At 66.5% G+C, this 21,212-nt stretch carries 18 protein-coding genes; 11 read left to right on the top strand and 7 right to left on the bottom strand.

All coding sequences use genetic code 11. From position 1 onward, the window contains the following. Window positions 1-77: 77 nt before the first annotated feature. Window positions 78-1,718 (top strand): phosphoglucomutase (alpha-D-glucose-1,6-bisphosphate-dependent), encoded by a 1,641-nt coding sequence (gene pgm / locus CR917_RS14640; protein WP_054914389.1) that lies wholly within the window; start codon window positions 78-80, stop codon window positions 1,716-1,718. Window positions 1,719-1,808: 90 nt separating this feature from the next. Here the strand turns inward: pgm and CR917_RS14635 are convergent, their stop codons facing one another. Then, complete coding sequence (locus CR917_RS14635; protein ID WP_104573176.1) at window positions 1,809-2,507, bottom strand: pirin family protein; 699 nt, start codon at window positions 2,505-2,507, stop codon at window positions 1,809-1,811. Window positions 2,508-2,729: 222 nt separating this feature from the next. On the opposite strand from CR917_RS14635, the gene CR917_RS14630 reads away from it, so the two are divergent. After that, window positions 2,730-5,219 carry a UvrD-helicase domain-containing protein gene (locus CR917_RS14630; protein WP_104572538.1) on the top strand — a complete coding sequence of 830 codons (2,490 nt, stop codon included), beginning with the start codon at window positions 2,730-2,732 and terminating at the stop codon, window positions 5,217-5,219. Here the strand turns inward: CR917_RS14630 and preA are convergent. From preA to hydA, 3 genes are all read right to left on the bottom strand, one after another. Continuing rightward, window positions 5,201-6,475, bottom strand: a complete 1,275-nt coding sequence (gene preA, locus CR917_RS14625; RefSeq protein ID WP_043863980.1) for an NAD-dependent dihydropyrimidine dehydrogenase subunit PreA — start codon at window positions 6,473-6,475, stop codon at window positions 5,201-5,203. The two genes, CR917_RS14630 and preA, sit on opposite strands and share 19 nt — an antisense overlap. Next, window positions 6,476-7,843, bottom strand: coding sequence for an NAD(P)-dependent oxidoreductase (locus CR917_RS14620; protein WP_043863979.1), 1,368 nt, complete (start codon window positions 7,841-7,843; stop codon window positions 6,476-6,478). 126 nt (window positions 7,844-7,969) lie between these two features. Next, on the bottom strand, window positions 7,970-9,409 hold the full coding sequence (gene hydA, locus CR917_RS14615) for a dihydropyrimidinase (RefSeq protein ID WP_054914390.1): 1,440 nt from the start codon (window positions 9,407-9,409) through the stop codon (window positions 7,970-7,972). Between the two features lie 347 nt (window positions 9,410-9,756). On the opposite strand from hydA, the gene CR917_RS14610 reads away from it, so the two are divergent. Continuing rightward, window positions 9,757-11,244 carry an NCS1 family nucleobase:cation symporter-1 gene (locus CR917_RS14610; RefSeq protein WP_104572537.1) on the top strand — a complete coding sequence of 496 codons (1,488 nt, stop codon included), beginning with the start codon at window positions 9,757-9,759 and terminating at the stop codon, window positions 11,242-11,244. Between the two features lie 39 nt (window positions 11,245-11,283). Continuing rightward, window positions 11,284-12,564, top strand: a complete 1,281-nt coding sequence (locus CR917_RS14605; RefSeq protein WP_104572536.1) for a Zn-dependent hydrolase — start codon at window positions 11,284-11,286, stop codon at window positions 12,562-12,564. A 10-nt stretch (window positions 12,565-12,574) separates the two neighbouring features. On the opposite strand, the gene CR917_RS27430 is transcribed toward CR917_RS14605, so the two are convergent. Next, on the bottom strand, window positions 12,575-12,856 hold the full coding sequence (locus CR917_RS27430; RefSeq protein ID WP_173925028.1) for a hypothetical protein: 282 nt from the start codon (window positions 12,854-12,856) through the stop codon (window positions 12,575-12,577). On the opposite strand from CR917_RS27430, the gene CR917_RS14600 reads away from it, so the two are divergent. After that, the gene (locus CR917_RS14600; protein ID WP_043863975.1) at window positions 12,830-13,537 is read left to right on the top strand and encodes a YebC/PmpR family DNA-binding transcriptional regulator; all 708 of its coding nucleotides are present in this window, start codon (window positions 12,830-12,832) and stop codon (window positions 13,535-13,537) included. The genes CR917_RS27430 and CR917_RS14600 overlap by 27 nt on opposite strands. 28 nt (window positions 13,538-13,565) lie before the next feature. On the opposite strand, the gene CR917_RS14595 is transcribed toward CR917_RS14600, so the two are convergent. Next, entirely contained in the window at window positions 13,566-14,873 is a 1,308-nt protein-coding gene (locus CR917_RS14595; protein WP_104572535.1) for a leucine-rich repeat-containing protein kinase family protein, read from the bottom strand. Between the two features lie 129 nt (window positions 14,874-15,002). Between CR917_RS14595 and CR917_RS14590 the strand changes: the two genes are divergently transcribed. Then, window positions 15,003-16,892 (top strand): propionyl-CoA synthetase, encoded by a 1,890-nt coding sequence (locus CR917_RS14590; RefSeq protein ID WP_104572534.1) that lies wholly within the window; start codon window positions 15,003-15,005, stop codon window positions 16,890-16,892. Window positions 16,893-16,895: 3 nt separating this feature from the next. Here the strand turns inward: CR917_RS14590 and zapE are convergent, their stop codons facing one another. Continuing rightward, window positions 16,896-18,014 carry a cell division protein ZapE gene (gene zapE, locus CR917_RS14585; protein WP_173925051.1) on the bottom strand — a complete coding sequence of 373 codons (1,119 nt, stop codon included), beginning with the start codon at window positions 18,012-18,014 and terminating at the stop codon, window positions 16,896-16,898. 215 nt (window positions 18,015-18,229) lie between these two features. On the opposite strand from zapE, the gene CR917_RS14580 reads away from it, so the two are divergent. From CR917_RS14580 to CR917_RS14560, 5 genes are read left to right on the top strand one after another with little or no spacing between them, the layout of a single operon-like run. After that, on the top strand, window positions 18,230-18,757 hold the full coding sequence (locus tag CR917_RS14580; protein ID WP_078481712.1) for a spore coat U domain-containing protein: 528 nt from the start codon (window positions 18,230-18,232) through the stop codon (window positions 18,755-18,757). 28 nt (window positions 18,758-18,785) lie between these two features. Further along, window positions 18,786-19,319 (top strand): spore coat U domain-containing protein, encoded by a 534-nt coding sequence (locus CR917_RS14575; RefSeq protein WP_043863971.1) that lies wholly within the window; start codon window positions 18,786-18,788, stop codon window positions 19,317-19,319. A 16-nt stretch (window positions 19,320-19,335) separates the two neighbouring features. Beyond that, entirely contained in the window at window positions 19,336-19,869 is a 534-nt protein-coding gene (locus CR917_RS14570) for a spore coat U domain-containing protein (protein WP_043863970.1), read from the top strand. Window positions 19,870-19,872: 3 nt separating this feature from the next. Next, entirely contained in the window at window positions 19,873-20,370 is a 498-nt protein-coding gene (locus CR917_RS14565) for a spore coat U domain-containing protein (RefSeq protein WP_043863969.1), read from the top strand. Between the two features lie 45 nt (window positions 20,371-20,415). Then, window positions 20,416-21,201, top strand: coding sequence for a molecular chaperone (locus CR917_RS14560; RefSeq protein ID WP_078481711.1), 786 nt, complete (start codon window positions 20,416-20,418; stop codon window positions 21,199-21,201). Window positions 21,202-21,212: the final 11 nt, after the last annotated feature.

The raw sequence follows: 21,212 nt of genomic DNA, 5'->3' as shown, positions 1-21,212 counted from the left end.
CCGCCGTCGCGTTGTGGTCGAAGTGCCAGTAAACTGCGTATTTTCATCACCCTGTACATCTTTACTTGAGGTTTTGCATGAAGCTCAGTCCCTTGGCGGGTAAACCGGCGCCAGCCTCCGTGCTGGTCGATATCCCCCAGCTGCTGACCGCGTACTACACCGGCCAGCCCGATGCAGGCGTCGCCACCCAGCGCGTTGCCTTTGGCACGTCGGGGCACCGCGGCAGCTCCGTGGACCTGGGCTTCAACGAAGCGCACGTGCTCGCCATCAGTCAGGCCATCTGCCTGTACCGCAAGGCTCAGGGCATCGACGGGCCGCTGTTCATCGGCATCGACACCCATGCGCTGTCGACCCCGGCGGCGGCTACCGCACTGGAGGTGCTGGCAGCCAACGGCGTCGAGGTGATGCTGGCCAAGGATGACGAGTACACCCCGACCCCGGCCATCTCCCACGCCATCATCTGCTACAACCGTGGCCGCAGCCGTGGCCTGGCCGACGGCATCGTGATCACCCCGTCGCACAACCCGCCGCAAAGTGGCGGCTTCAAGTACAACCCGCCCAATGGCGGACCGGCCGACAGCGACGTGACCAAGTGGATCGAGGCCAGGGCCAACGAACTGCTGGCCGACGGCCTCAAGGGCGTGCAGCGCATGGGCCATGCACAGGCCCTCAAGGCCAGCACCACGCACCGTCACGACTACCTGGGCAGTTACGTCAGCGACCTGGTCAATGTGATTGATTTCGATGTGATTCGTGGTGCGGGCCTGCGCCTGGGTGTCGACCCGCTGGGCGGCGCCGGGGTGCGTTACTGGTCGGCGATTGCCGAGCACTACAAGCTCGACCTGGACGTGGTCAACACCGAGGTCGACCCCACTTTCCGCTTCATGTGCGTGGACTGGGACGGCCAGATCCGCATGGACCCGTCCTCGCCTTACGCCATGCAGGGCCTGATCGGCCTGCGCGATCGGTTCGACGTGGCGTTCGGCTGCGACCCCGACCATGACCGCCACGGCATCGTCACCCCGTCAGGCGGCCTGCTGGCGCCGAACAACTACCTGGCGGTGTCCATCGACTACCTGTTCCAGAACCGCCCGCAATGGCGCGCCGATGCGGCCGTGGGCAAGACCGTGGTCAGCAGCGGCATGATCGACCGCGTGGCGGCACGCCTGGGGCGTCGCCTGTACGAAGTGCCGGTGGGCTTCAAGTATTTCGCCGATGGCCTGTTCGACGGTTCGCTGGGCTTTGGTGGGGAGGAGAGCGCCGGCGCCTCGTTCCTGCGCAAGGACGGCACGGTGTGGAGCACCGACAAGGACGGCCTGATCCCGTCGCTGCTGGCGGCAGAGATGACCGCCCGTACCGGGCGCGACCCAAGCCAGGCATACGAGGCGCTGGCCGAGGCGCTGGGCAGGCCGTTCTCCACCCGGGTGGATGCCAAGGCCACGCCGCAGCAGAAGGCCCAGTTGGGCAAGCTGTCGCCGCAGCAGGTCAAGTCGACCACGCTGGCAGGCGAGCCGATCGAGCAGATTCTCAGCCATGCGCCGGGCAACGACCAGGCGATTGGCGGCTTGAAGGTGATGACGGCCAACGGCTGGTTCGCGGCGCGGCCGTCGGGCACCGAAGACATCTACAAGATCTATGCGGAGAGCTTCGTCGACGACGCGCACCTGCAGCGCCTGGTGGGTGAGGCGCAGGAGCTGGTGGACGCGGCCATCGCCTAAAAGCATCGCGGGTCAAGCCCGCTCCCCACAAGGTTTTGCGGCGTTCGCAAACCCTGTGGGAGCGGGCTTGACCCGCGATGACGTCGGTACCTACGCCACATCCACCAGCACAATCTCGCTGTCTTGCAGCGCCACCACCCTGAGCACCTGCTCATCCTCCACCGCCACCCCGTCGCGGGCCTCGGCGCGCAGGCCATTGACCTCGATCACGCCCTTGGCCGGCACCAGGTAGGCCCGGCGACCCGCATCGATGCGGTACTCGGCGCTTTCCCCGGCCTTCAGCGTTGCCGCCACCAGCCGCGCATCGGCGCGGATCCCCAGGCTGCCTTCATCCCCCTCGCGCCCGCTGGCCAGGGTCACGAACCCTTCGCCGCGCTCGCCCTTGGGAAACGGCCGCACGCCCCACGACGGCGCCTGGCCCACACTCTGGGGCACAATCCAGATCTGGAAGATCCGCGTGTCCACGGCCTCCACGTTGTACTCGCTGTGGGTGATGCCGGTACCGGCGCTCATCACCTGCACGTCACCGGCTTCGGTACGGCCCTTGTTGCCCAGGCTGTCCTGGTGGGTGATCGCGCCTTCACGCACATAGGTGATGATCTCCATGTCGCGGTGCGGGTGCGGCGGGAACCCGCTGCCGGCGGCGATCAGGTCGTCGTTCCATACCCGCAGCGTGCCCCAGTTCATGCGGCGCGGATCGTGGTATTCGGCAAAGGAGAAGTGATGGTGGGCATCCAGCCAGCCATGGTTGGCGTGGCCAAGGGTGTCGAAGGGGCGCAGTTGCAGCATGCTCGTGTCCTCGGTAATCAGGTGGATGGCGCTGATGATCCTCTCGATAAACATCGAAAAAAAGCGTAAATATCGACTAAATATGATCGTTATGTTCGATATATAACCTGCGGTAGTTTCGCTGTTTCGTCGCCTAATCCACTGATCTGAAAGCATTCGGCTGGTGATTTGGTCGTGATAAGGCGAACATAGCCGCTGATTGAATTGATTGCCGGAGTCGGTGTGTCACACGAGCGTCCCAAGCTACCCACGGATCTAACCCCACCCGCGCAACTGCCCTGGGTCAGACGTCTGGCCGCACGCCTGCTGGGCCGTGGCCTGAGCCGGTTGCAGGCACAGCACCGCGATTCGTGGTTCCAGGGCCATGCCAACGGCCAGCGCACCGGGCATGCCGACGGGCTGCGTGAAGGCTATGAAGAAGGGCGCGTGGACGGCTTCGAGGCCGGGCGCCAGGTGCTGGTGATCCGCGATACGCGCCCGGATGCCCACGGCGTGCCGGGGCTGGACGATGCCCTGTTCGACGACTGGCGCCTGCCGCTGACCCCCGAGCTGAAGAAGCGCTTCAAGGCCGATGTCGCCGCGCGCCTGCCGGCCCACGCCCAGCCCAGCGCGGCGCAGTGGAAGATGATCTTCAGCGACACGCCGTCCACCTGCGTGATCGCCGGCGCCGGCGCTGGCAAGTCCACCTCGCTGGTGCTGCGTATCCTGTTGCTGCGCCATTACCTGGGCTTCGAGCTGGAGGCCATGACCGTGGTCACCTTCACCCGCGAGTCGCGCAAGGACTTCATTGCCCGCCTGATGCAGGTGTTCGGCCTGTGGCAACTGGCCCTGAGCCCGGTGCAGGCGCGTGATCTGGTGCGCACCTTCCATTCGCGCATCCTGCCGCTGGTGCGCAGCCTGCCGGGCTTCAGCCAGGTGCGGGCGTTCGAGACCCTGGGCAGCGAGCAGCCCGCGGGCAGCGAGGCGGGCGTGGACAGCAACCCGTTCGACCTGCGCATCAACGATGCCCAGCGCCAGCAACTCAACCTGTGCTATCGCGACCTGCTGCACACCAGCCCGCGGTTCGCCGAGCTGATTGCCGGGCTGCGCCGCGAAGCGTTGCAGCTCAAGGCCCTGGACCGCGACCACCCCGACGTGCAGAAGCGCGTGGCGGTGACCCAGCTGTCGTCCGGGCGCGACGAAGAGCTGTGCGACGTGATCGAAGACCTGTGGTTCCAGGCGGGTGCCTGGCCGATCAAGGGCATCGAGCCCAGCCGCGAAACCGTCGAAATCAACGGCAGCCGCTTTCATTTCCACGGCCATATCGCCGAGCTTGACGCCTGGGTGGTGCTGGGTTTCGACCCCAAGGAGAATCAGCAGTACAAGCGCCCCGGCGCCAAGCTGCCGGTGTGGGCCGAATGGGTGATCAAGCGCACGCTGTTCCAGGCGTTCTGCGACAAGCCGGTGATCTGGCTGGAAAACTACGCGGCGGCCAAACGCCTCACCGCCTCGCTGGCCGGTGATGCAGTGGCCGGGCCAGGCTTTGACTACAAGGTAAAAGGCGAGCTGGGCGCGGCGCCCTTGCTGGATGCCTTCGTCGGCGCTGCCGGGTTCATCGAGAACCTGGGGCTGGATGTGAGCGTGGCGGTGGGCGGCATGAGCTTCCCGCAGGGCGACACCGACGCGCTGTTCTTCGAGGCCCTGAGCCTGTACTGGAAGGCGCTGGAGGCGCACCTGCTGGCACAGTCGCCGCCGATCATGAGCTACAACCGCATGTTCGCCCTGTTCGGCGAGAACAACCCGGAAAACCTGCGCCTGCTGCCCGACCCGATGCTGCGCCCGTTGTCGCACCTGATGATCGACGAGTTCCAGGACGTGTCGCCGCAGATCGTCTCGTGGCTTCGCGCCTGCCTGCGCGAGATCCGCCGTCGCGGCCCGGCCATGCACGTGGGGCAGGTGGCGCAGCATTCCTCGCTGCTGTGCGTGGGGGACGACTGGCAGTCGATCTATGGCTGGCGCGGCAGCTCGCCCAAGTACTTCATGGAGTTCGCCAAGCAGTTCGTCGCCCCCAGCACCACCCGCGTGATGCTGGCCGACAACTACCGCAGCCACCAGCACATCATCGATGCAGCCGAGCATATCGTTAAGTCGGCCCCGGCAATTGCCGGCAAGAAGGCCCGTGCCTGCGGCCCGGCGGCCGAGCAGCCGGTGCCGGTGATGGTGATGGAGCGCGACGAAGCCACACTGGCCCGGCAGTTGATGGACCACTACCGCGATGGCGAGTCGGTGATGCTGCTGTACCGCAAGAGCGTCGACAAGTCGGTGATTGCCGAGCACCTGCAGCCCTTGCTCAACCACGAGGCCAGCCTGCCGGCGGCGCAGCGGCGGTTCCGCCAGCTCACCTACCACAGCGCCAAGGGCCTGCAGGCCGATGCGGTGTTCATGCTCGGTGACTGCCAGCACCTGACGCGCTCGCCGTACAAGAACCAGGTGTACCGCCAGGCCGGGCTGGGCCGGGCGGGCGACCCCGAAGGCTACGACAACGCCCAGAAGGACGAGATCCTGCGCCTGGCCTACGTGGCCATCACCCGCGCGATCAAGCACTGCTACTGGCATGTGGAGACGCCGACCGGGGAGGCGGCGAACCTGCCCCGGGCGTCTGTTCAGGTGGACGGGAACAAGGCCTGCTTCGAAGACCTGCGCGGGGCGCAGCCTCAGGACGCCTCGCGGTAGGGGTTGCGTGGGTCGTGCAGCCAGTCCAGGAACGGCTTGCCGGTGTCCTGGGGCACCATCTCGATGCAGCCCTCGACCGGGCAGGTGATCTGGCACAGGTTGCACCCCACGCACTCGGCGTCGATCACCTCGTAGCGGTGCCCGCCCTCGGCCTTGACCAGGCTGGCGATGGCCTGGTGCGAGGTGTCTTCGCAGGCAATGTGGCAGCGCCCGCAGCCGATGCAGGCCTGCTGGTCGATCCTGGCGATCACCTGGTAGTTGATGTCCAGGTACTTCCAGTCGGTGGTGTGGCCCACCGCGCGCCCGCGAAAGTCCTGCAGGCTGTGGTAGCCCTGACTGTCCATCCAGCGCGAGAGGCCGTCCTTCATTTCATCGACGATGCGAAAGCCATGCAGCATCGCCGCGGTGCACACTTGCACCGAGCCGCAACCCAATGCAATGAACTCGGCGGCATCCCGCCAGCTGCCGATGCCGCCGATGCCACTGATGGGCAGCCCGTGGGTGGCCGGGTCGCGGGCGATCTCGGCCACCATGTTCAGCGCGATCGGCTTCACTGCCGAACCGCAGTAGCCACCGTGGGTACTGGCCTCGCCGACGATCGGCAGGGCGATCATGCGCTCAAGGTCGACGCTGGTGATCGAGTTGATGGTGTTGATCAGCGACACCGCGTCGGCGCCGCCCCGGTGCGCGGCGCGGGCCGACTGGCGGATGTCGGTGATGTTGGGGGTGAGCTTGACGATCACCGGCAGCGAGCAGTAGGTCTTGCACCAGCGTGTCACCTGCTCGACGTACTCCGGCACCTGGCCCACCGCCGCGCCCATGCCGCGCTCGGGCATGCCGTGGGGGCAGCCGAAGTTCAGCTCGATGCCGTCCGCCCCGGTGGCCTCCACCAGCGGCAGGATGGTTTTCCACGCGTCCTCCACGCACGGCACCATCAGCGACACGATCAGCGCGCGGTCGGGCCAGGCCTTTTTCACCTGGGTGATCTCGCGCAGGTTGATCTCCAGCGAGCGGTCGGTAATCAGCTCGATGTTGTTGATGCCCAGCACCTCGCGGTTGGGCCCGAAGTGCGCCGAGTAGCGTGACGACACGTTGACGGCGGCGGGGTCTTCGCCCAGGGTTTTCCAGACCACGCCACCCCAGCCGGCCTCGAACGCACGTATCACGTTGTAGGCCTTGTCGGTGGGCGGTGCGGAGGCCAGCCAGAACGGGTTGGGCGCCTTGATGCCAGCGAATTCGATCGACAGGTCTGCCATTTATGCGGCCTCCACGTTGAGGGTCAGTTGGGCATGGATGGCCTCGGCGGCCCGCTTGCCGTGCTGCACGGCCTGTACGGTGAGGTCCTGGCCCAGGTGCGTGCAGTCGCCGCCGGCGTACACGCCCGGCAGGCTGGTGCGCAGGTTGTCGTCCACGCGGATACGCTCGCCATCACGCTCCAGTTGCAGGGCCTGCGGGTCGCTCAGGGCCTGGCCGTCGAAGGCCTGGCCGATGGCCTTGAAGATCGCATCCGCCGCCAGTTCGAAGGTTTGCCCAGTGGTTTGCAGACGTCCGTCCACCAGGTGCGTGCGGGCAAAGCGCATGCCGCGCACCCGGCCCTGGTCGTCGAGCAGCACCTGCTCGGGCTGGGCCCAGGTCAGCAGCCGCACCTGGTTGGCCTTGGCGATGTCCTGTTCATGCTGGGTGGCGCCCATGTCCTGCAGGCCACGGCGGTACACCAGGTTGACGTCATGGGCGCCCAGGCGGGCCATCTGTACTGCCATGTCGATGGCGGTGTTGCCGGCGCCGAGCACGATGCAGCGTTCGGCCAGGGGCAGGGTGCTCAGGTCGTCGGCCTGGCGCAGTTCGCGGATGTACTCGGTGGCGCTGAGCAGGCCCGGGGCGCCTTCGTCGGGCAGGCCCAACTGGCGGCTGGCGGCCAGGCCCAGGCCGAGGAACACCGCGTCGAACTGCTGTTGCAGCTCGCCCAGGCTGAGGTTGTCGCCCAGCACCTGGCCGTGGCGGATCTCGATACCGCCCACCTGCAGCACGAAGTCCAGCTCGCGCTGGGCGAAGTCGTCCACCAGCTTGTACTTGGCGATGCCGTATTCGTTGAGGCCGCCGGCCTTTTCCCGTGCTTCGAAAATCACCACCTCATGCCCGTGCCAGGCCAGCCGGTGGGCGCAGGCCAGGCCTGCGGGGCCGGCGCCGACCACGGCGATGCGCTTGCCGGTGCTGGGCGCACGCTGGAACGGGTGCTCGGCGAACTCGGCATGATCGACCGCGTAGCGTTGCAGCAGGCCGATCAGCACCGGGGCGCATTCCTGGGCGTTGTTGCGCACGCAGGCCTGCTGGCAGAGGATCTCGGTGGGGCACACCCGGGCGCAGCTGCCACCGAGGATGTTGGCCGAGAGAATCTTGATGGCCGCACCCTGCACGTTGTCCTGCTGGATGTTGCGGATGAAGGAGGGGATGTCGATGTCGCTGGGGCAGGCGTCGACGCAGGGGGCATCGTAGCAGTACAGGCAGCGCGCGCTTTCCACGGCGGCCTGGCGCGGGGTGAGGGGCGGAGCCAGGTCGCTGAAATGCGTGGCGAGGGTGGCGTTGTCGTCTTGCGGGTGCGGAAGATGGTTCAAGGCGTTGATCACGGTAGTGGCCTCTTTGTTTTTTTATAGAAACCGGGGCGCTGGCGCGCCCATCGCGGGTCAAGCCCGCTCCCACCGGGATCGCACGATACCTGTGGGAGCGGGCTTGACCCGCGATGCTTTAAAGGCTCAGCGCTTGACCGCGCCGGGCCTGCACTGCTGCGCACGCTTGCTCAGCAGGTCGAACACCGCCGGGTATGCCGGCCGTTCGACATAGCGCCCGGCGCCGCGCTCGGCGCGCAGGTCGCCGTCGGCCCACACCAGCTTGCCCTGGCTGATGGTATGGCTGGGCACCCCGCGCACTGTCTTGCCTTCGAAGATGTTGAAGTCGACATTCTGGTGGTGGGTCTTGGCCGAGATGGTGCGCGTGCCGTGCGGGTCCCACAGCACCAGGTCGGCATCGGCGCCGACCCGCAGCGCACCCTTGCGTGGGTACAGGTTGAAGATCTTGGCGGTGTTGGTGGAGGTGAGGGCGACGAAGTCCTGCATCGACAGCCGGCCGGTGTTCACGCCTTCGTCCCACAGCACCGCCATGCGGTCCTCGATGCCCGCCGTGCCGTTGGGGATACGGCTGAAATCGTCACGCCCCGCGGCCTTCTGCTCGGCGCAGAAGCAGCAATGGTCGGTGGCGGTGGTATGCAGGTTGCCCGATTGCAGCCCGTGCCACAGGGCCTCCTGGTGCCCGCGCGGGCGAAACGGCGGGCTCATCACATAGCCGGCCGCCGTCTGCCAGTCGGGGTGCTGGTACACGCTGTCGTCCAGCAACAGGTGCCCGGCCAGCACTTCGCCGTACACCGGCTGGCCCTTGGCGCGGGCATAGGTGATCTCGTCCAGCGCCTCGCGGGTGGACACGTGCACCAGGTACAGCGGGGTGCCGAGGGTTTCGGCAATGCGGATGGCACGGCTGGCCGCTTCGCCTTCCACCTGCGAAGGGCGCGACAGCGGGTGCGCTTCGGGGCCGGTGATGCCCTGGGCCAGCAGCTTGCGCTGCAGGTGGTACACCAGCTCGCCGTTCTCGGCATGCACCGTGGGCACCGCGCCCAGCTCCAGGCAGCGCTCGAAGCTGCCGACCAGGGTGTCGTCGGCGGCCATGATCGCGTTCTTGTAGGCCATGAAGTGCTTGAAGCTGTTCACCCCGTGGTGGTTGACCAGCTCGGCCATTTCCTCGCGCACCTGCTCGCTCCACCAGGTGATGGCCACGTGAAAGCCGTAGTCGGCCGCCGATTTCTCGGCCCAGCCGCGCCACTGGTGAAAGGCTTCGAGCAGCGATTGCTGCGGGTTGGGGATCACGAAGTCGATGATCGAGGTGGTGCCGCCGGCCAGGCCGGCGGCGGTGCCGGTGTAGAAGTCCTCGCTGGCCACCGTGCCCATGAAGGGCAGCTGCATGTGGGTGTGGGGGTCGATGCCGCCGGGCATCAGGTACTGCCCGCTGCCATCGAGCACGGTACAGCCGGCGGGGACGTCGAGGTTGTGGCCGATGGCCTGGATCAGGCCGTCTGCGCAGTACACGTCGGCCGGGTAACTCTCGTCATGGGTAATCAGGGTGGCGCCACGAATCAAAAGCGTCATCACGAAGCTCCTCGCAGGCTTGACCGGTTGCTACCGGCTCTAGATTTTTGTCGTGATCGGCGCCGGAGTAATCCTGTCATCGCCGTCAAGAATTGAATCTAGTTGGCGATCCGGGATTGGGCAAGAGTATTTTTTTTATGCTTATTCTGTTTTTAACTTATTGAAAAATAAGAATAAAACTTCTTTTTACGGGTTAGGAAAGGTTTCTGGCGAGTCCTGTCTTGCTTGACAGGATGCGTAAATGGTCAAGATTTCTCAGATCACCTGACCGTGATTGCCTTACCTGCACGCGCAAGACTCCGGCGCCTCATCGCGAGGTGCACATAACCAGAAAAGTGGAGCGGCCAATGCACCAGACCCAATCGCAAGTGAGCGAGCGTGACGGCTTGTTCGAGCTCGACGCCGGCACCGACGTCCTCGACAGCCCTCGCTACAACCATGACATCGCCCCGACCAAGGTGGGGCAGCGCACCTGGAACAAATGGCACATCACCGCACTGTGGGTCGGCATGTCGATCTGCGTGCCCACCTACACCCTGGGCGGGGTGCTCACGGCGTATTTCGGCCTGACGGTGGGCGAGGCGCTGCTGGCGATCCTGCTGGCCAACACCATCGTGCTCATCCCGCTGACGCTCAATGCCTTCCCCGGCACCAAGTACGGCATCCCGTTCCCGGTGCTGCTGCGCTCCTCGTTCGGCATCATCGGCTCCAACGTGCCGTGCCTGATCCGCGCGCTGGTGGCGTGCGGCTGGTTCGGTATCCAGACGATGTTCGGCGGGCTGGCCATCCACCTCTTCCTGGGCTCGTTCTGGCCGGAATGGAAGGCGCTGGGCGGCACCGGCGAGGTCATCGGCTTCATGCTGTTCTGGTGCCTTAACCTGTGGGTGGTGCTGCGCGGCGCCGAGTCGATCAAGTGGCTCGAAACCCTGTCGGCACCGCTGCTGGTGCTGGTGGGTGCCGGGCTGCTGGTGTGGGCGCTGCCCAACGTGTCGTTCAGCGAACTGCTGGCGCAGCCGCCCAAACGCCCCGAAGGCGCTAGCGTGACCGGCTACTTCTTCGCCGGGCTGACCGCCATGGTGGGTTTCTGGGCCACGCTGTCGCTGAACATCCCGGACTTCAGCCGCTATGCCCGAAGCCAGAAGGACCAGATCCTGGGGCAGGTCTTCGGCCTGCCGCTGACCATGTTCCTGTTTGCCGCGCTGGGGGTGGTGCTGACTGCTGCCTCGGCCTCGCTGGTGGGCGAGACGGTGTCCGACCCGGTGAGCCTGATCGGGCATATCCAGAGCCCGCTGTGGGTGGCGCTGGCCATGGCGCTGATCATCATCGCCACTCTGTCGACCAACACCGCGGCCAACATCGTTTCGCCCACCAACGACTTCCAGAACCTGGCGCCCAAGTGGATCGGGCGTACCACCGCCGTGCTGCTGACCGGGCTGGTGGGCCTGCTGCTGATGGCCCATGAGCTGCTCAAGAAACTCGGCCTGATCGTCTCGGACGTGAGCCTGGAGTCGGTGTATTCCAACTGGCTGCTGGGCTATTCCAGCCTGCTGGGGCCGATTGCCGGGATCATGGTGGTGGACTACTTCCTGCTGCGCAAGCAGACCCTCGACCTTGCCGGGCTGTACCGCGACGACGTGTACCCGGCCTGGAACGCGACCGGCTTCATCGCCTTCGGCGTGCCGGTGGTGCTGACCTTGTTGTCGCTGCACAGCCCGGCGTTCAGTTGGTTCTACGACTTCGGCTGGTTCACCGGCTCGGCGCTGGGCGGGGTGATCTACTACGCCCTGGGCAGCCTGAAGGGCGCGCGTGCCACCAGCCTCAAACCCACCGTGTAACCCCACGGCCTGCAGAGGCCGGCCAAGCAGGAGATGCTCATGCAAACCGCTAAGGACGTTCTGCAAAGTACCCAGGCCCACATCGATGGCCAGCGCCTGTGGCAGTCGCTGATGGAGCTGGCGCAACTGGGTGCCACCGCCAAAGGCGGCGTATGCCGCCTGGCCCTGACCGACCTGGACCGCCAGGCCCGCGACCTGTTCGTGCAATGGACCGAGGCTGCCGGCTGCACCGTCAGCGTGGATGGGGTGGGCAACATCTTTGCCCGCCGGCCCGGGCGCAACCCGCAACTGCCACCGGTGATGACCGGCAGCCACATCGACACCCAGCCCACCGGCGGCAAGTTCGATGGCTGCTTCGGGGTGCTGGCCGGGCTGGAAGTTCTTCGTACACTCAATGACTTGCAGATAGAAACTGAGGCGCCACTTGAGGTTGTGGTGTGGACCAACGAGGAGGGCTCGCGCTTCGCGCCGTGCATGATGGGCTCGGGCGTGTTCGCCGAGAAGTTCACCCTTCAGGAGACGCTGGCCAAGCGCGATGCCCAGGGCGTGAGCGTGGGCGAGGCGCTGAATGCGATCGGCTACGCCGGCACCCGCGCGGTCAGTGGGCACCCGGTGGGCGCCTATTTCGAGGCGCATATCGAGCAGGGGCCGATCCTGGAGGACCAGCGCAAGACCATCGGCGTGGTGCTCGGCGCGCTGGGGCAGAAATGGTTCGACCTCACCCTGCGCGGTGTCGAGGCCCACGCCGGGCCGACCCCGATGCACCTGCGCAAGGACGCCCTGGTAGGCGCCAGTGCGGTGGTGGCGGCGGTCAACCGCGTGGCTCTGGAGCATCAGCCCCATGCGTGCGGCACGGTGGGCTGCCTGCAGGCGTACCCGGGCTCGCGCAACGTGATCCCCGGCGAGGTGCGCATGACCCTGGATTTTCGTCACCTGGAGCCGGCGCGGCTGGACTCGATGATCGCCCAGGTGCGAGAGGTGATCGCCGCGACCGCGCAGCAGCACGGGCTGACCTACACGCTGACGCCAACCGCGGACTTCCCGCCGCTGTACTTCGACAAGGGCTGCGTGGAGGCGGTGCGCAGCGCGGCGCAGGGGCTGGGCATGTCGCACATGGACATCGTCAGCGGGGCCGGGCACGACGCGATCTTCCTGGCCGAACTGGGCCCGGCCGGGATGATCTTCGTGCCGTGCGAGGGCGGCATCAGCCATAACGAAATCGAGAATGCCGACCCCAAGGACCTGGCGGCCGGGTGCGCAGTGCTGCTCAGGGCAATGCTGGCGGCGGCGCAGGCGGTGGCGCAGCGTGAAGCTGCTTAACTACATGAGGTTATTGGCTTATCTGATTGATGTATATGAAATAAAAATCAAAACTTAAAGTGGTTTCTAGGTTGTGGATGCTGGCCTCTTCGCCGGCAAGGCCGGCTCCTGCAACGCCAGTAGGAGCTGGCGTTGCCGGCGAAGGGTTCACCAGGCCCGGCAACAGCCCAGCGTTTTTTTGTCGATTGCCCGGCGCAGCCTGTATAAACTGCACGCCACCTTGCTGGTCGCTACCTGAACCGGCAGCTGAAACAAGAGAATCGAGATGGGCGCACAGTGGAAAGCCAAGCATAGAGAAGTAGCAGCCAACGCCAAGGGCAAGATCATGGGCAAGCTGTCCAAGGAGATCCAGATCGCGGCCAAGGCCGGTGCCGACCCGGACATGAACCCGCGCCTGCGCCTGGCCGTGGAACAGGCCAAGAAGGCCTCGATGACCAAAGAGACCCTGGAACGCGCCATCCGCAAGGGCGCGGGCCTGGATGGCGACGCGGTGCAGTACCACCACGTTACCTACGAAGGCTTCGCCCCGCATCAGGTGCCGCTGATCGTCGAATGCCTGACCGACAACGTCAACCGCACCGTGGCGCAGATTCGCGTGCTGTTCCGCAAGGGCCAGTTGGGCGCTTCGGGTTCGGTGGCCTGGGACTTCAACCACGTCGGCCTGATCGAAGCCAGCCCTGAAACCCCTGATGCCGACCCGGAAATGGCCGCCATCGAAGCCGGTGCACAGGACTTCGCTGAAGGTGAAGAAGAGGGCTCGACCCTGTTCATCACCGACACCACCGACCTGGACGCGGTACAGAAGGCCTTGCCGCAACAGGGCTTCAAGGTGATCTCGGCCAAGATCGGCTACACCCCCAAGAACCCGGTCAGCGGGCTCAGCGACGAGCACATGGCTGAAGTCGAGGCATTCCTGGAAGCCATCGACGACAACGACGACGTGCAGAACGTGTACGTCGGCCTGGCGGGCTGATAACCCACTTCGCCGGCATGGCCTGCTCCTACGCCTCTTGCAGGAGCCGGCCTTGCCGGCGAAGCACCCGTTCAACCTGCGCAAAATCCGGCCTTGCCAGCACCTGCGGCTGAACACAGCTCGCCTGCAAGTCCGCCAGTTCCTCTGACGCCTCCCCGCAACACGCCAGCAGTTCCCCCAGCAACACCCCGAACGCCCGCACCTCGATACGCTGCAATGCGTCTGCTGCAACACTGCCATCCTGCGCAAAGAACGATGCCGCGCCAAAGTCCCCGAGCACCGCGTTGCCCTGTGCATCGCACAGGATGTTGTGCGCGTACAGGTCGCCGTGGGTGATGCCGCGCTGGTGCAGGTGCGCTGCGACCGACGCGATGGCCGTCGCCAGCCGGGTTGCGGCTTGCAGGCCAAGGCACAGGTCAGGCGGGTAGACGTCTCGGGTGCAGGTTTGCAGGCTAGGCGGCCCGGCCAGGGCAGACAGGTGGGTGCCCACCAGCGCCATCAGCAACCCCGGCACCTGGTGCGGGTGGTTGGCTACCTGCCCCAGCAGCGGGATCAGGTTCGGGTGGGCGCCAGCTGCCACGCACGCCTGCATTTCGTTGAGCGGCGAGCCATCGCTGGTCATCTGGCCCTTGTACAGCTTGAGCGCCGCCTTTCGGCCCGCCACCTGCACGCGGTGAATCACCCCGGAGGCGCCCTGGCCCAGCACCTCGCCCAGCTCGAGGGCGTGCCAGTCGATGGCGTCGCACCGGCCCGGCGCCTGCGGCGCCGCAAGGCCCTGGGGCAAGGGGTTGCCGGCATACGCCAGCCACGCCAGGCGGGGCATCGTCAGCAGCCACTGGGGCAGTTCGCTCAACCGGTTGGCCGACACCCGCAGCAGTTCGAGCCGCTGGCACCGCGCAAGGCTGGCCGGCAGGGCGCGCAGGCGGTTGCCCGCCAGCATCAGCTTTTGCAGCTGCTGGCAGTCGCCCAGTGCGTCGGGCAACTGTTCAAGGCAATTCTCGGTCAGCACCAGTGCCCGCAGGTTGGGGCCCAATGCGGCGGCCGGCAGGTGCGTGATGCGGTTGTTGCGCAACCCGACCATTTCCAGGCGCAGGCACTGGCCTACGCTGGCCGGCACCTCGGTGAACCGGTTGTGGGAGCAGAACAGCACCTTGAGCCGGTGCAGCCGGCCCAGGTCATGGGGCAGGCTGCTCAACGCATTGCCGCTCAGGTTGAGCACTTCGAGGCTGTCGGCCAGTTCGAAGATCTCATCCGGGAACTGCGTGAGCCCGCAGCTCAGGTCGAGGCGGGTGGCACCTGCCAGGCGGCCGCGCCTGAGGTCGTCGAGGGTGTGCATGAAGGGGCTGCAAGGGCAATGAAGACGGCGGCGATGATACCCGACTTAAGTACCATGGCAGGCGCGCAATTGGCGTCCATACTCGATATTCGCCCTTTTAATAACAACAAAGTTCAGGGTTACCGATCGATGACTTACCAGCACAGCTACGACCGCTCCATTGCCGACCCCGCCGCGTTCTGGGCCGAACAGGCTGACCACCTGGCCTGGTACCGCAAGCCTGCGCAGACCCTTGTGGCCAACCCCGACGGCACCCACCAGTGGTTTGCCGACGGGCAACTCAACAGCTGCTACCTGGCCCTCGACCACCAGATAGAGCAGGGCCGTGGCGAGCAGACCGCACTGATCTACGACTCGCCCGTCACCGACACCCGCCAGACCTTCACCTTCGTGCAACTGCGCGACGAGGTGGCGCGCTTGGCCGGCCTGCTGCGCGAGCTGGGGGTGAAGCAGGGCGATGGGGTGATCATCTACATGCCGATGGTGCCGCAGGCGGCCATGGCAATGCTGGCCTGCGCCCGCATCGGCGCGGTGCATTCGGTGGTGTTCGGTGGCTTTGCCGCCAACGAGCTGGCCCTGCGCATCGACGATGCGCGGCCTGCGCTGCTGCTCACCGCCTCCTGCGGGCTGGAGTTCGACCGCGTGATCGAATACAAGCCGCTGGTGGACAAGGCCCTGCAACTGGCCACCCACCAGCCGCGCCAGGTGCTGGTGCTGCAGCGCCCGCAGGCCCGCGCCGAGCTGCGCGAAGGCCGCGACCTGGACTGGCAGGCGGCAGTGGCTGCGGCCAGCCCGGTGCCACCGGTGGCCTTGGCCGCAGGCGACCCGCTGTACATCATGTACACCTCCGGCACCACCGGCAAACCCAAGGGCATCGTGCGTGAGAACGGCGGCAACGCCGTGGCGCTGCGCTTTGCCCTGCGCCATATCTACGGCATGCAGCCGGGGGATGTGTGGTGGGGCATCTCCGACGTGGGCTGGGTGGTGGGGCACTCGCTGATCGTCTACGGGCCGCTGATGAACGGCTGCACCACGGTGTTCTACGAGGGCAAGCCGATCCGCACCCCGGACGCTGCCGCCTACTGGCGCGTGGTGGAGCAGTACCGGGTCAACGGGCTGTTCTGCGCACCCACGGCCATGCGCGCAATCCGCAAGGAAGACCCGAAGGGCGAGCTGTTCAAGCGCCATGACCTGAGCTCGCTGCGCCAGATCTTCCTGGCCGGGGAAAAACTCGACTCCAGCACCCATCAATGGCTGGAGGCGGCCAGCGGCAAGGCCGTGCACGACCACTGGTGGCAGACCGAAACCGGCTGGCCGGTGACCGCGCCCTGCGTCGGGCTGGAAGGTTGCGGGGTGCGTCCGGGTTCGAGCAACCGCGCCGTGCCGGGTTACCACGTGCGCGTGCTGGACGACGACGGGCACCTTCTGGGCCCCAACGAGCAGGGTGCCATCGTGATCGCACTGCCGCTGCCACCCGGCTGCAGCCAGACGCTGTGGGGCGACCATGCGCGCTACCTGCAGGCCTACCTGCATAGCCACCCCGGCTACTACCACACCGGCGATGGCGGCTACCTCGACGAGGACGGTTTCGTCTACATCATGGGGCGCACCGATGACGTGATCAACGTGTCCGGGCACCGGCTGTCCACCGGCGAGATGGAAGACCTGGTGGCGCGCCACCCGGCGATTGCCGAGTGCGCGGTGGTGGGGGTGCGCGACGAAATCAAGGGCCAGGTGCCGTTGGGCCTGGTGGTGCTCAAGGACGGGGTCAGCCTGAGCGAGCAGCAGTTGCAGGCCGAACTGGTGGCCAGCGTGCGCGAGCAGATCGGCGCGCTGGCCTGCTTCAACCAGGTGCGGGTGGTCAAGCGCCTGCCCAAGACCCGCTCGGGCAAGATTTTGCGGGCGGTGCTGCGCAAGATCGCCGACCACCAGCCCTACACCCCGCCCTCGACCCTGGACGACCCGGCCGTGCTGGCCGAGATCGAAGGGGTGCTGGCCAGCCTGGCGCGGGCCAGCTGAGGGTCAACCCGGGCAGGCTACCGGGCCCAGCACATTGAGCTGGCCCAGCCGGCTGCGGGTGCGGGCCAGGTCGATGGCGCTGCCGCCCAGGCTTTCGCACAGCGAGGCCTGGCCGACCAGCACCAGGTGCTTGTCCTGGTCATACAGCACGTCCACCAGGTTGATGAAGCGCTGCTGCGCCGCCATCGAGCACTGCGCCAGGTCCGGCAGGTGCTCGATCACCCAGTGGTCGTAGCGGCGCGCCAGCTCCAGGTAGTCCATCACCGCCGTGGGTTGCTCGCAGATCGCCTCGAAGCTGAAGCCTACCGCGCGCTCCTGGCTGAACAGGGCGTGCAGCGAGCGCTTGCCCACCTGCAGCCTTACCGGCGCGCCGGCCTGATCCAGGCCGGCGGCATGGCGCTGCGCCGGGCTGCCGGGCCAGAGGTAGTGACCCTGGGTGAAGCGCTGCTGGCTGCCGGAGGCCGGGTGGCTGCGGTAGTCCTGCTCGCCGCCCACTTCAAGCACCTGCATGTGCGCCTCGATCAGGCGGATCACCGGTTCGAAGCGCTGATGGTAGAGCGGGTTGGGCAGCAGCCCGGCAGGCGGGTAGTTGGAGGTCAGCAGCACGAACACGCGGCGCTCGAACAGCGCCTTGAACAGGCCGGTGATGAGCATCGCGTCGCCGATGTCGTGCACGTGGAACTCGTCGAAGCACAGCACCTGGCAGCCTTGCAGCAGCTCGTCCAGGGTCGCGCCCAGCGCATCGTCCTGCTGGCGATGGCGGAACATGCCCTCGTGCAACTGGGCGAAGAAATCGTGAAAGTGCAGGCGGCGCTTGTGCGGATGCTCCAGTGACTGGAAGAAGCCGTCCAGCAGCCAGCTCTTGCCCCGTCCCACCGCCCCGTACAGGTACAGGCTGCGCGCCGTGCCGTCAGCCAGGTGCGCGGCCTGCTCGGCCATGCAGGCGATCACCCGCTGCTGGCCGTGGCTCAAGGTATAGCCCTGCTCATTGGCCTTTCGTCGGAAGAATTCATCGACTTCAACAGCCGCCAGGCGCTTGGCCGGCGGGTGTCCACGGGCAGCCAGGCGCTGGCGCAGGGCGCGCAGCGGCGAACGGATCCAGGACGGCGGTAAGGCGGTCAATCTCAGGCTCCTTGGGGGTGCCGGGCACAGGGGCCGGCTGAGTGGGCGGCGCTAATGTACCGAATAGGGGGTTGGGCTGCCAGTCATGTCGTGCCTGGCAGGTCATGTAGGAAGGTTCTTGTACGCGGCCTATACATTTCCGAGCTTGCTGGCAGGTTTTTCTTCGGCTGCTACCCTCTGGAACAGATGGATCCTGCATTGCAAGGAGGGTAACGGTGAAGGGACGCTCTCTGGCTGCGCTGCTCGGGCTGGTTGTCGCAGACGCTGCCGCCGCCGCAGATTTTCTGGTGGAAGTTCGCGTGGATGTACAGCGTGGTTGCCAGCTGGTGCACCAGACCCGCGATGCCGGCGCCCAGGCCCAGGGCCTGCTCGACTTCGGCCGTACCGCGCGCCTGGACGATCCGCAAGGCCCGCTGACCGGCGCCTTGCTGCAACAACGCCCCCCACGTCTGGAATGCAACCCCGATACGCTGTACCAGGTAAAGGTCGATGGCGGCCAGCATGGCGGCGTCGGCGAGGTGCGCTACCTGGCCAGCGACACGCCACAGGCCCGTCCCATCCCGTACCGCCTCTACCAGGACCCGGCCTGGCGCACTCCGCTGGCGGTGAACATCGCCCAGCACGCACGCGTACCCGACTCGGGGTCGGTGGAACTGCCGCTGTACGCCCGCATCGACACCCTGGCCCAGGTGCCCCGTGTCGGCCATTACTCGGACTTGCTCAAGGTGACCGTCACCTGGTGACCCTGTGCGTGCTAAAGGAACTGGCAGCATGAAGACATCGCAGATTCTGTTGATCAGCCTCGGGCCCTTGCTGTTGTGTCCGATGGCCAATGCCGCCCTCAGCGGGCATATCCAGGCACGCCTGGTGATCAGCGCAGCCTGCCAGATCAGCAATGTGCCGGACGACAGCCCGGCCGGTGGCGGCCTGGGCCTGCTGGACTTCGGCACCCAGGGGCCAAGCTGGGCCCGCCCGCTGAGCGCCAACCTCGACCAGACCGGCGGCAGCGGCACCCTGCAGGTCAGCTGCAACCCCTCGGTGCGGGCCTTCACGGTGAGCATCAATGGCGGCAGCAACGATGCCAACGGCGTGCGCCGCCTGCGCAACGGCAGCGAGCTCATCCCCTACCAGCTGGCGGCCGACCCAAGCGGTGCAGTGCGCTACGGCATCGGCCAGCAGCGCAACTTCTCGATCAGCAGCGCTGCGCAAATCCCCATACCGATCTACGGCGCCGTGGTGGCACACCCCAGGGCGCTGCCGGCCGGCATCTACCGTGACACCCTGATGGTGACCCTGGACTGGTAACAACAAGGAGTGACTCATGCATCCCAACGTCTCACGCATACTCTTCGCCGGGCTTGGCCTGGCCCTTGCCAGCCAGGCCCAGGCGGCCACGGTCACGGGCAACATCAACGCCACCCTGACCCTGACCGCGGCCTGTCAGGTGAACGGTTCGACCGCCACCACCGGGGTCAACTTCGGTAACCTGGATTTCGGCTCGCAGATTGCCCTGTTCACCGAGGCCAGCGCCCAGGTGATCGGCACCGGTGGTGGCGGCGCCATCAGTGTGCTGTGTTCGCCCGGTGCCACGCCGGTGGTGAAGGTGGGCGCAGGCGCGCATGACGCGGCCACCACCGGTGGCAGCCGCGCGCTGGCCATGGGCACCAACTACGTGCCCTATGACTTCTATACCGATGCCGGGCACACCAATCTGCTGGCAATCAACGGCACCATCACCCTCGCCACCAGCACCGGGGTGGCGCAGACCGTCAACCTGTACGGCCGCGCCGTGGGCAAGCCGTCGCTGCCGCCAGGGGTGTACACCGACACGGTGGCGGTCGAGCTGAGCTTCTAGGTCATGCGCCGGTTGCTCGGTGGCCTTGCGGTGCTGGCCTGGGCAGTGCCCATGCCGCTGGATGCCGCGCTCACCAGCACGCTTCAGGTCAGCGCAACGATTGCGGCAGGTTGCCTGGTGGTGGGCGGCGCCAGCAACTACGGCACCCTGGACTTCGGCACCCGTCCGGCGCTCGGCGCTGCCAGCGTGAACACCCAGCTGGCAGGCACCACGGTGACCCTGCAATGCACGCCCGGGGTGGCCCTGAAGATGAGCGTCGACGGTGGCCTGAACAACAACGGGGTACGCAACCTCAAGCGCACCAGCGGTACCTCGCTGGTGGCCTATCAGTTGTACCGCGACGCGGCCTTGTCCCAGGTGCTGGGCATCGGTCAGCTCGTGGCGGTCAGTTACAGCGATCCGACGGCGATCAAGCTGCCGGTGTATGCGCAAGCCCAGTTACCCGGCGTGTTGCCGGCGGGCACCTACACCGACGTGGTGCAAGTGGTGTTGTCCTGGTGAGTGCGCTCCCGGGGTTGTATCGGAACAAGCCAAAGGAGAGGGTGCATGGCGCTGTACGCACGTGGATGGCAAGGGATGGGCAAGTGGCTGCTGGTGGGCGCCTTGCTCGGCGCAGGGGGCGCCCAGGCGGCCACATCGGTGTTGATCTGGCCGATCGACCCGGTGCTGGAGGCCGACCAGAAGGCCGGGGCGTTGTGGTTGGAAAACCGTGGCACCACCCCGGCTAACCTGCAGGTCAGGGTGTTCGCCTGGCGCCAGGACGGGTATGACGACCAGTTCCAGCCCCAGCGCGAGATCATCGGCAGCCCGCCGGTGGCGACCATCAAGCCGGGCGAGAAACAGCTGATTCGCCTGACCCGCACCGGCCAGTCGCCGGCCGGCCAGGAACAGGCCTACCGCATCATCATCGACGAAATCCCACCCGCCCTGCCGGCCAGCGATGCGCAGACTTCCCAGGCGCAGATCCGCTTCCAGATGCGCTACTCGGTGCCATTGTTCGTCTACGGCCAGGGGCTGTGGAGCAAGCCGGACGCCGAGGGCAAGCGTGATGCAGCGGGCGTGGGCACGCCGTTGCTGAGCTGGCGACAGGTATCGCAGCAGGGCAAGCCCTTCGTCGAGATCCGCAACGTGGGGCCGGTGCATGCGCGCCTCACCGATGTGGTGATGCAGCAGGGCGCCCAGAGCAAGCCGCTGGTCGACGGCTTGCTGGGTTATGTACTGCCCGGCGCGAGCATGCGCTGGCCGGCACCTGCAGCAGCCTCGGCGGCCAGTGTGCTCAAAGGGCGCGTCAACGGGGCCGAGCCGCCCCAGACCATCAACCAGGGCCACTGAGCCCGGCGCCT

Origin of the sequence: Pseudomonas sp. BRM28 (genome assembly GCF_002939405.1) — a bacterium.
Classification (GTDB): domain Bacteria; phylum Pseudomonadota; class Gammaproteobacteria; order Pseudomonadales; family Pseudomonadaceae; genus Aquipseudomonas; species Aquipseudomonas palmensis.
Note: the sequence above shows the minus strand (reverse complement) of the source record. Positions and strands in the feature narration are given on the sequence as shown.

Excerpts from the sequence above, each read along its gene's own strand:
- pgm (WP_054914389.1), top strand. The coding sequence starts at position 78 with ATGAAGCTCAGTCCCTTGGCGGGTAAACCGGCGCCAGCCTCCGTGCTG.
- CR917_RS14635 (WP_104573176.1), bottom strand. The coding sequence starts at position 2,507 with ATGCTGCAACTGCGCCCCTTCGACACCCTTGGCCACGCCAACCATGGC.
- preA (WP_043863980.1), bottom strand. The coding sequence starts at position 6,475 with ATGGCAGACCTGTCGATCGAATTCGCTGGCATCAAGGCGCCCAACCCG.
- hydA (WP_054914390.1), bottom strand. The coding sequence starts at position 9,409 with ATGACGCTTTTGATTCGTGGCGCCACCCTGATTACCCATGACGAGAGT.
- CR917_RS14610 (WP_104572537.1), top strand. The coding sequence starts at position 9,757 with ATGCACCAGACCCAATCGCAAGTGAGCGAGCGTGACGGCTTGTTCGAG.
- CR917_RS14605 (WP_104572536.1), top strand. The coding sequence starts at position 11,284 with ATGCAAACCGCTAAGGACGTTCTGCAAAGTACCCAGGCCCACATCGAT.
- CR917_RS14600 (WP_043863975.1), top strand. The coding sequence starts at position 12,830 with ATGGGCGCACAGTGGAAAGCCAAGCATAGAGAAGTAGCAGCCAACGCC.
- CR917_RS27430 (WP_173925028.1), bottom strand. The coding sequence starts at position 12,856 with ATGCTTGGCTTTCCACTGTGCGCCCATCTCGATTCTCTTGTTTCAGCT.
- CR917_RS14595 (WP_104572535.1), bottom strand. The coding sequence starts at position 14,873 with ATGCACACCCTCGACGACCTCAGGCGCGGCCGCCTGGCAGGTGCCACC.
- CR917_RS14590 (WP_104572534.1), top strand. The coding sequence starts at position 15,003 with ATGACTTACCAGCACAGCTACGACCGCTCCATTGCCGACCCCGCCGCG.
- CR917_RS14575 (WP_043863971.1), top strand. The coding sequence starts at position 18,786 with ATGAAGACATCGCAGATTCTGTTGATCAGCCTCGGGCCCTTGCTGTTG.
- CR917_RS14570 (WP_043863970.1), top strand. The coding sequence starts at position 19,336 with ATGCATCCCAACGTCTCACGCATACTCTTCGCCGGGCTTGGCCTGGCC.
- CR917_RS14565 (WP_043863969.1), top strand. The coding sequence starts at position 19,873 with ATGCGCCGGTTGCTCGGTGGCCTTGCGGTGCTGGCCTGGGCAGTGCCC.
- CR917_RS14560 (WP_078481711.1), top strand. The coding sequence starts at position 20,416 with ATGGCGCTGTACGCACGTGGATGGCAAGGGATGGGCAAGTGGCTGCTG.